11 protein-coding genes and 1 pseudogene are annotated in these 7,449 nt (G+C 38.8%); 7 read left to right on the top strand and 5 right to left on the bottom strand.

The genetic code is table 11. The annotated features are described in order from the left end of the window. The 4 genes from Q0C19_RS09670 to Q0C19_RS09685 all read left to right on the top strand — a co-directional run. A partial coding sequence (locus Q0C19_RS09670) for a hypothetical protein (RefSeq protein WP_295055487.1) occupies positions 1 to 621 on the top strand: 621 nt, incomplete at its 5' end. Between the two features lie 69 nt (positions 622 to 690). Then, positions 691 to 1,221 (top strand): carboxymuconolactone decarboxylase family protein, encoded by a 531-nt coding sequence (locus Q0C19_RS09675; protein ID WP_295055489.1) that lies wholly within the window; start codon positions 691 to 693, stop codon positions 1,219 to 1,221. Then, positions 1,136 to 1,546 carry a GNAT family N-acetyltransferase gene (locus tag Q0C19_RS09680; protein ID WP_295055491.1) on the top strand — a complete coding sequence of 137 codons (411 nt, stop codon included), beginning with the start codon at positions 1,136 to 1,138 and terminating at the stop codon, positions 1,544 to 1,546. The genes Q0C19_RS09675 and Q0C19_RS09680 overlap by 86 nt, the downstream gene beginning before the upstream one ends. A gap of 105 nt (positions 1,547 to 1,651) precedes the next feature. Continuing rightward, a complete protein-coding gene (locus Q0C19_RS09685; protein WP_295055493.1) occupies positions 1,652 to 2,083 on the top strand; it encodes a hypothetical protein in 432 nt (143 codons plus the stop codon). A gap of 43 nt (positions 2,084 to 2,126) precedes the next feature. On the opposite strand, the gene Q0C19_RS09690 is transcribed toward Q0C19_RS09685, so the two are convergent. From Q0C19_RS09690 to Q0C19_RS09700, 3 genes are all read right to left on the bottom strand, one after another. Further along, positions 2,127 to 3,458 carry an MATE family efflux transporter gene (locus tag Q0C19_RS09690; protein WP_295055495.1) on the bottom strand — a complete coding sequence of 444 codons (1,332 nt, stop codon included), beginning with the start codon at positions 3,456 to 3,458 and terminating at the stop codon, positions 2,127 to 2,129. A 1-nt stretch (position 3,459) separates the two neighbouring features. Further along, positions 3,460 to 4,056: a TetR/AcrR family transcriptional regulator gene (locus Q0C19_RS09695; RefSeq protein WP_295055496.1), complete on the bottom strand. Its 597-nt coding sequence runs from the start codon at positions 4,054 to 4,056 to the stop codon at positions 3,460 to 3,462. Between the two features lie 287 nt (positions 4,057 to 4,343). Next, positions 4,344 to 4,823: a methylated-DNA--[protein]-cysteine S-methyltransferase gene (locus tag Q0C19_RS09700; protein ID WP_295055498.1), complete on the bottom strand. Its 480-nt coding sequence runs from the start codon at positions 4,821 to 4,823 to the stop codon at positions 4,344 to 4,346. Between the two features lie 115 nt (positions 4,824 to 4,938). Here Q0C19_RS09700 and Q0C19_RS09705 point away from each other — a divergent pair, with 115 nt between their 5' ends. From Q0C19_RS09705 to Q0C19_RS09715, 3 genes are read left to right on the top strand one after another with little or no spacing between them, the layout of a single operon-like run. After that, entirely contained in the window at positions 4,939 to 5,502 is a 564-nt protein-coding gene (locus Q0C19_RS09705) for a DNA-3-methyladenine glycosylase I (RefSeq protein WP_295055500.1), read from the top strand. Beyond that, complete coding sequence (locus Q0C19_RS09710; RefSeq protein ID WP_295055502.1) at positions 5,487 to 6,293, top strand: ATP-binding cassette domain-containing protein; 807 nt, start codon at positions 5,487 to 5,489, stop codon at positions 6,291 to 6,293. Before Q0C19_RS09705 ends, Q0C19_RS09710 begins: the two co-directional genes overlap by 16 nt. 22 nt (positions 6,294 to 6,315) lie before the next feature. Beyond that, a complete protein-coding gene (locus tag Q0C19_RS09715) occupies positions 6,316 to 6,618 on the top strand; it encodes a helix-hairpin-helix domain-containing protein (protein ID WP_295055503.1) in 303 nt (100 codons plus the stop codon). On the opposite strand, the gene Q0C19_RS09720 is transcribed toward Q0C19_RS09715, so the two are convergent. Further along, complete coding sequence (locus tag Q0C19_RS09720) at positions 6,615 to 7,220, bottom strand: NAD(P)H-dependent oxidoreductase (protein ID WP_295055505.1); 606 nt, start codon at positions 7,218 to 7,220, stop codon at positions 6,615 to 6,617. The genes Q0C19_RS09715 and Q0C19_RS09720 overlap by 4 nt on opposite strands. Before the next feature lie 10 nt (positions 7,221 to 7,230). Further along, positions 7,231 to 7,449, bottom strand: a pseudogene (locus Q0C19_RS09725) (flavodoxin family protein); the annotation flags it as partial.

Consider the following 7,449-nt stretch of genomic DNA (forward strand, 5'->3'; position numbering starts at 1 on the left):
AATATGAATCTAAAAAAACTGACAGAAGCCGAAGCTAATTTTTTTCTCTTTTACCCCAAAGGATTCGAAGACGAAGCACTGCTACCGATCATCAAACGGCACAATACGGCAAAAATAGGTGAAAGTGTACAGGAGATGTTTGCACCTGAGAAATTTTCGCGTACCGAAGAGATAGGTGAGAGCTTTGCCAAGATTGTCTCCAAGTCCTCTTTGATCTCACTTTTTGAAAAACCAAAAGTTCGAGATATGGTGAAAGCGATGAGTATGGAACAGCAAGATATGTTTGCCATCGGCTTATATGAACTTTTGCACGCCGATCATGAGAAGGGGTTTCGAATCCTTGTTGATGTCCTCAGTATCTACAAGCTTGCAAAATGGTCTATCGTGACGTTGATTCCTTATTATTACGCACGGGATAAAGAGTTTTTTATCAAACCGACTACGACCAAAGATATTATCAAATTCTTCGAGATTAGCGGTTTGGAATACAAGCCAAAACCGAGTCATGAATTTTATATGCGCTATACACAGATACTTAAAGAGATGAAATCACACGTCTCTCCTTTGATCGGTGCAGATAATGCCGGATTTACAGGTTTTTTGATGATGGCGATGAAATAGTGATTAGTACTTATCGTTGAATTTTCGGTATTATACTTCGTCCTTAAACACATAAAATAAAGGATTACAATGGCACATATAGCATTAAGTGAATTTGAAGAGATGTCTCCTTCGATTCAAGAGAAAGCCCGACCTATTTTAGAAAAAACGGGGAAACTCGGTGAAATTTTCAAACTCTTGGCATTGGATGAAAACATCTATTTGGCAACGGACGGGATGGTTCAGCGCTTTTTGCTGAACGAAACGCATCTCTCGTACGATATCAAAGAGTCGATAGCCCTTTTGATCTCAAAAGAGAACGGCTGCAAAATGTGTGTCGATGTCCATAAAGGGATTGCTAAAATGCTCGGACTCTCCGAACAGCGGATCGAAGAGGTCCTTGTGGGGGTAGAGGCTATCACGACGAGTGATGCCGAAAAAGCACTTCTCAGTTTCTGTATCAAAGCATCCAAAAAAGAGAACTATAAAATCCTCAAAGAAGAGATCGATGCGCTTAAAGCCTTAGGATACACCGATGTCCAGATCGTCGAAGCCGTCTCTATTACCGGATATTTTAATTATATTAATACCCTTTCCAACGTTTTCGCTCTGGGGCAATAGCCCTAGAGAGCAAATTTTTTTTCTAACTCTAACAAAAACTTTTTTTCTCTATCCCTCCGTCTATATTTACCGCAGCGCGACCAACCCCGATTTTAGAGGGAATAATTTCGTCGCTCAGATCGTAGAATGGGCGCAACTGTATGCGCGAGAGAATGACAAAAGCTACATTCGGATGGATACCATCGGTGAGAACAGAGGGTTGATCGAGCATTATAAAAAATGCGGGTTCGAGTATCTGGGGTATTTCAAGCTGGATTCTATCGAAGGGCTTCCCGACCATTACGGACTGGCGGATGCGTGTTTATTTGAGAGAAAAGTTTTCTAGTGAAAGAAGGTGAAAATCAGAGTGAAAACGTCGTAAAGTAAATTGAATGGAATTATTTTTGCTTGTTTCTTTTAGAAAAGATACGTTACGCAAAAGGATTTTTCCATGTATGTTTCAAACTCGGCGCAAGCTCTCTATACGTCAATGCAAAAAATAGGCAATGGAGCAACGGTAGAGAATGGTACTACCTCTATGCAGACATCCGATAATCAAGAATTTGAGAGTATAAAAAAATACGATTTTACCAATATGACCCGAGGTCAATTGCGTGAAACCGTCAATAACCTTATCAAAAACGGTGAGATGTCATTGGATGAATCAAGTTCACTGGTACTTATGATGGGGCCGAAAATAACGGTATCAGGGAATTCTATAGATGCTTCGGATGAAAAAGTAGATGCTTTTGCTTTATTAAAACAGTCGATAGAGTTTAACCAATCGATAGGGAACAGTACAGCTGTAATGTATGATAATAAGGCACTTAGTGCTTTGGAAAGATTTCAAGGAAAAACATCCGGGATTAATATTGTTGCATAGCAATGGACTTTTCATATGACATACATAATCATTGTGTAGTACACTAGGAGTTATAAATTATCTTTCTAGGGCTAAATTTTCTAAATAAAATTATTGCTATTATAAAGGTAATAGCCTCAGCCATTGGGATTGCTAAAAATATCCCTTGTGTATCAAATAAAAACGGTAGAGCAAATATAAATAATACCGGAAAAATAAAACTTCTGGATAAGGCAATAATCATCGAAGCCAAAGGCTTATGGATCGCTGTCAAATAGGCAGAAATTACAAGATTAATACCGTCAAAAAGAAAAATTATCCATATAAATACAGCAAAATTTAGAACGAGTTGTTTCGTTTTTTGATTCGTATCTTCTAAAAAAATATTGGCAAGGGTGTCCGGTATAAAGATGATGAACACTATCATTGCAACACCTACCAAACTGGTAGATATAAAAGCTAATTTTAAAAACTCTTCTATTCGTTTATTCTCTTTTGCACCAAAATTTTTACTGATAATAGGTTGCAAAGAATCACTTATTCCAAAACTTATCATTATTCCAATGAATATAAGATATTCTATAACTGTAAATGCGGCTATTCCTTCTACACCGAAATTTTTTATCATTACATAGTTAAAGATCAAAGTCATTATTCCTAATGAAATTTCATTTACAAACTCTGAAGCTCCGTTATAACAAGCTTTTATAATTTCTGCATAACTTCCTAGTGGTTTTACAAATCTAAGAGTCGCTTTTTTTGAAAAAAAATGGGGTAAAAGAATAACCAATAAAGCAAATTGAGATATACCCGTAGCTAGTGCAGCTCCAAAAATACCTTCTTGTAAATATACAATCATAAACCAATCTAATATAAAATTTATAACCGCACTAGAGAGTAAAGCGATAAAAGAAAGATTTGGTCTATTATCAATTCTTACAAAATAATCTAACACTATTCCAATCATTAAAAAAGGGATAAAAATCAACATAACCGATAAATACTCTATTGCTATTTTTGTTAAGTTTTCATCTGCACCAAAAAGATATAGAATTGTGTCTATATTTAAAAATAAAACGGTACAAGTTATAAAACTAAAAAGAGTGATAGACGCGATAGTTTTACTAAAAACAATTGAAGCGTTTTTGATCTCTCCTTCTCCAATTAGCTTTCCAGATATAACGCTACTGCCAATCGCCAACATTAAAGCAAATCCAAAGAGTAAAGAGAAAATAGGTAGACTTATATTAATTGCCGCAAGTCCAAAATCTCCTACATAATTTCCTATAAAAAATCCATCAACTATATTTGCCGATGAAATAGCCAACATTCCTAATACAGAAGGTATTGAATATTGAAAAAAAACGGATGATATTTTGCCTTTTATTACGTTCATATTATTTCTTTTTTGATAACTTTTCAATCTCTAAAAAGTAATTTGTTAATTCTGTTTTTAAATCATAATTTTCTATCATAACTGATACTAGAAACATTCCATCTGCCGTTGCACATAAAGATTTTGCTAAGTTTTTTGAATCTGGATGAAAATTACCTTTTTGTATCTCATCCTCAAAAAGTTCCTCTAAACTATTAAAGATATTTTTGTATAAATTATTATTGAACTCTTTGATTTCATAGTCTTTTGAAGTAATATACATATGTAAAGTATTAATATATAATTTTCTTAAATCCCTGTAGGATTTCTCTTCGTTTAAATATATTTCAAAAATCAAATTAATTTTATCAATATAATTTTCTTCGTATTTATATTTTTCTTTTATGTTATTGATTAGCTCAAATGCTTTTTTTGACATAACTTGATAGATTAATTGTTCTTTTGTAGAAAAATAGTGGTAAAACTGTCCTTTTGACATATTAATGTCCGTGATAAATTTATTTAGTGAAAATTCTTCTATTCCTACATCAATAAATACTTTGTAAGCTTCATCGCAAATATAGTCAATTTTTTCCTCTTTATTTATAATTTTTGGCACAGTAATCCTTTTATAAACTGATGGTCTAATCATACTCATGAATACTTTATATAAAATAAACTACCAGTCTATTTAATAATAGGATTTTATTGAATGAATTTAAAAAAGCTACTGATTGATTTGCTCCATAATAGTGCCAAATTTATTTCTCACGGTGAAATAGTAATTTGTAGTGAGGAAGGGGAAATTATTATAAAAGATACGGCTTGCGGAATCAATCCACTGTTTTTTCCACATTTATGTGAAGCTTACAGCTCTTGGGAACACGTGTCGTACTGCATTGATAGTTAATAATTGTAGTAAATTACGATACCTTTTTCTAACTCCAATAAAAACTTTTTTTTATCTATCCCTCCTCTGTATCCGCCGAGTCCGCCGCCGCTGGCGATAACGCGGTGGCAGGGGATGAGAATCGCGATGGGGTTGCGGCCGTTGGCACTCGCAACGGCACGGATCGCTTTGGGATTTCCGAATTGTTCAGCTTCTTGTGCATAGGAAATTGTTGCTCCGTAAGGAATTGTACATAGCGTTTCCCAAACCCCCTTTTGAAACGGTGTCCCCATTGGAGAGAGGGGGAGGGTGAACGTTTTCCGTTCCCCTTTGAAGTATTCGTGCAGTTCTTCATCCAATCGGAGAAGGAGAGGCGCATCGGAGTTTTGGATTAGCTCGGACTCGTTAGTGAAGTCTAGCGAAGTGATTGCATTCTCATCGGCAGCAGCTATCATTTTGCCGAGGGGGGTATGAATGAGACGAACATAATTTTTCATTCGTAAATTATAGTGATGTTTTGTCAATACGAGGAGAATATTTCATTTCGTCATAAAAAAGTGTTGTTGAACTGTTTATGCTATGATATTTTCAATGGAAAGAGTGGAGATAATAATGTCTGTTTCACGTTGCGGATGGGTTAAATTGAGTGACCCCGTTTATGTCGCCTATCACGATGAAGAGTGGGGCAAACCTTTGCATAATGATCGGGATCTTTTTGAACTTTTTTGTTTGGAAACACAGTCGGCAGGGTTGAGTTTGCTGACGGTACTGAAAAAACGAGAAGGGTATCGGGAAGCGTTTGATGGATTCGATCTCTCTGCAGTAGCTTTGTATACCGACGCGGATATCGATCGTATTCTAAGCAGCGGAGAGGTCATTAAAAGCCGTCCGAAAATCGAAGCGATAGTCTCCAATGCCAAAGGGTTTTTAGAAATTCAACAAGAGTTCGGCTCTTTGGACAGCTATTTTTGGGGAAAAGTCGACGGGAATCCGATTATAAATGATGTTTCTGATTATAAAACGGCAGCATGTACGTCAGAGATTTCCGACAGGGTGACTAAAGAGCTTAAAAAAAGGGGCTTCAAATTTATAGGATCAACTACCCTCTATGCGTTTATGCAAGCGAGCGGGATGGTCAATGATCATGAGAACGGATGTGTATGCAAGAACGGATAAATTCGATAGTTTTTTTTGAAAATGTGGAGCTTCGGTACGATAATCTCCCTGTCCTTACAAATATTTCACTCAAGATTGAGCAAGGGGAACATTGTGTCATATTAGGGGCAAACGGTTCGGGAAAATCGACCCTCATAAAGCTCATCAATTGTGAACTTTATCCCTCAATTATCCATGAGCCCTTTAGACGAGAGATATTGGGCGAAGAGCGATGGGTCGTATCCGAACTGCGAAAATCTTTGGGGGTTGTGACGAACGAACTGCATACCCGCTTTGCGTTTGAGAGAGGGGAGTTAAACGGTTTTGAGACGGTCATCAGCGGTTTTTTCGGGACGTTAGGATTGTTCGATCATTTATCGGTCGATTCGGATCAGATAGCGGCGGCTGAACGCGCTATGGAGCGATTGGGAATACAACATCTGCATGCGAAGCGTTTGAGTGAGATGTCGACCGGAGAGTTGCGCAAATGTATCGTTGCTCGGGCGCTGGTCCATCCGGTCAAAGCCATACTGCTGGATGAGCCTACCGTGGGACTGGATATCAAAGCCCAGCTTGATTTTATCGAGATGATGCGTTCTCTTGCTAAGGGCGGCACAACAGTAATTTTGGTAACGCACCATATCGAAGAGGTGTTTGAAGAGATACAAAAAGCAGTGTTGATCAAAGAAGGGATTATTTATGCATCGGGAAACAAAGATGAGGTTCTGAATAGCGTAAATTTGTCGGAAATATTCAATACATCGCTGGAAGTACAAAAGGAACGGGGGCGTTATTCGATACGTCCGAAATAAATATGGATACAAAGGTTGTCTCATGAATCCCTCAAAAGTGACCCGAGAAAACGTTGAAAAACTGACTGATCTTCCCAATATCGGCAAAACGGTAGCTCATGATCTTGCACGTATCGGCATCATCTCTCCCAACCAGCTAAAAGGGGAAGACCCTTATGCTTTGTATGTTCGCTTTTGCGAAGCGTTCGGCGAGAGACAAGACCCGTGTATGCTTGACGTGCTGATGTCGATCACCGATTTTATGGACGGCGGAGAACCGCGTGTCTGGTGGGATTATACCGCAGAGCGCAAAGCACGTTACGGCAGCGGAAGGATCGGACGTTAGAGGTAGGTAACAAGTTCGGATAGTTCGGAACGTAGACGAGGCTGTTGTTCTTGGGCGCGATAGCCGAACGGAATGAGAAGAGGAACTCCGTAAACAGAGGTATCAATTCCCATAATTTTTTCTACCGCATTACGGTCAAAACCCTCCATCGGACACGAATCGATCCCGATGGATGCGGCGGCACTCATCATGTTGGCCGCGGCGATATAGACTTGGCGTGACGACCAGCACTCCAATCCATCGTCGCTTCGCGGGTCAATCCATTGGGTATACATGTTCTGCAGATAATCGGGATAGTTGAATTTCTCAAATTCGCTTCGGATGTAATCCTCCGTGCTGCGGACATTTTTTTTATACGCAATTGCGATGAGTTCCGAGGCAGTTGTGATTTGAGACTGATTCCACGCTACAGCTTGGATCGCTTCGCGCATCGCAATGTCACGGACGACGAAAAATTGCCATTGCTCCATTCCGAATGAACTGGGGCTGAGGCGTCCCGCTTCGAGAATAAAAGTCAAATCCTCACCGCTCATCGTTTTGGACGAATCAAACAGTTTACACGCATGGCGGAAGTGTATCGCTTTTTCAAAATCGTTTCGCACGGAGTACTCCTTAGTTTAGGGTGTGTTTCAAATACGCTTTTAATCCGTCTAGGACACCGTTAATGTCAAATTCAGATTTATAGATATCGTGCACCGAATAGCTCGGATAGGGCTTTACGCCGCAAAACTGGAAGGTTTTGTGAAGGGCAACATTGGCCTCATCGACACTCATGCCGTCAAAAAAGCCTTGAGGATTATCAAACTCGCTCACGGGACAGTTGTAGGTAAA

It is taken from the genome of Sulfuricurvum sp. (assembly GCF_023250475.1).
Classification (GTDB): domain Bacteria; phylum Campylobacterota; class Campylobacteria; order Campylobacterales; family Sulfurimonadaceae; genus Sulfuricurvum.

Coding starts and splice junctions, on each gene's coding strand:
- Q0C19_RS09675 (WP_295055489.1), top strand. CDS start 691: ATGGCACATATAGCATTAAGTGAATTTGAAGAGATGTCTCCTTCGATT.
- Q0C19_RS09680 (WP_295055491.1), top strand. CDS start 1,136: ATGTCCAGATCGTCGAAGCCGTCTCTATTACCGGATATTTTAATTATA.
- Q0C19_RS09685 (WP_295055493.1), top strand. CDS start 1,652: ATGTATGTTTCAAACTCGGCGCAAGCTCTCTATACGTCAATGCAAAAA.
- Q0C19_RS09690 (WP_295055495.1), bottom strand. CDS start 3,458: ATGAACGTAATAAAAGGCAAAATATCATCCGTTTTTTTTCAATATTCA.
- Q0C19_RS09700 (WP_295055498.1), bottom strand. CDS start 4,823: ATGAAAAATTATGTTCGTCTCATTCATACCCCCCTCGGCAAAATGATA.
- Q0C19_RS09705 (WP_295055500.1), top strand. CDS start 4,939: ATGTCTGTTTCACGTTGCGGATGGGTTAAATTGAGTGACCCCGTTTAT.
- Q0C19_RS09710 (WP_295055502.1), top strand. CDS start 5,487: ATGCAAGAACGGATAAATTCGATAGTTTTTTTTGAAAATGTGGAGCTT.
- Q0C19_RS09715 (WP_295055503.1), top strand. CDS start 6,316: ATGAATCCCTCAAAAGTGACCCGAGAAAACGTTGAAAAACTGACTGAT.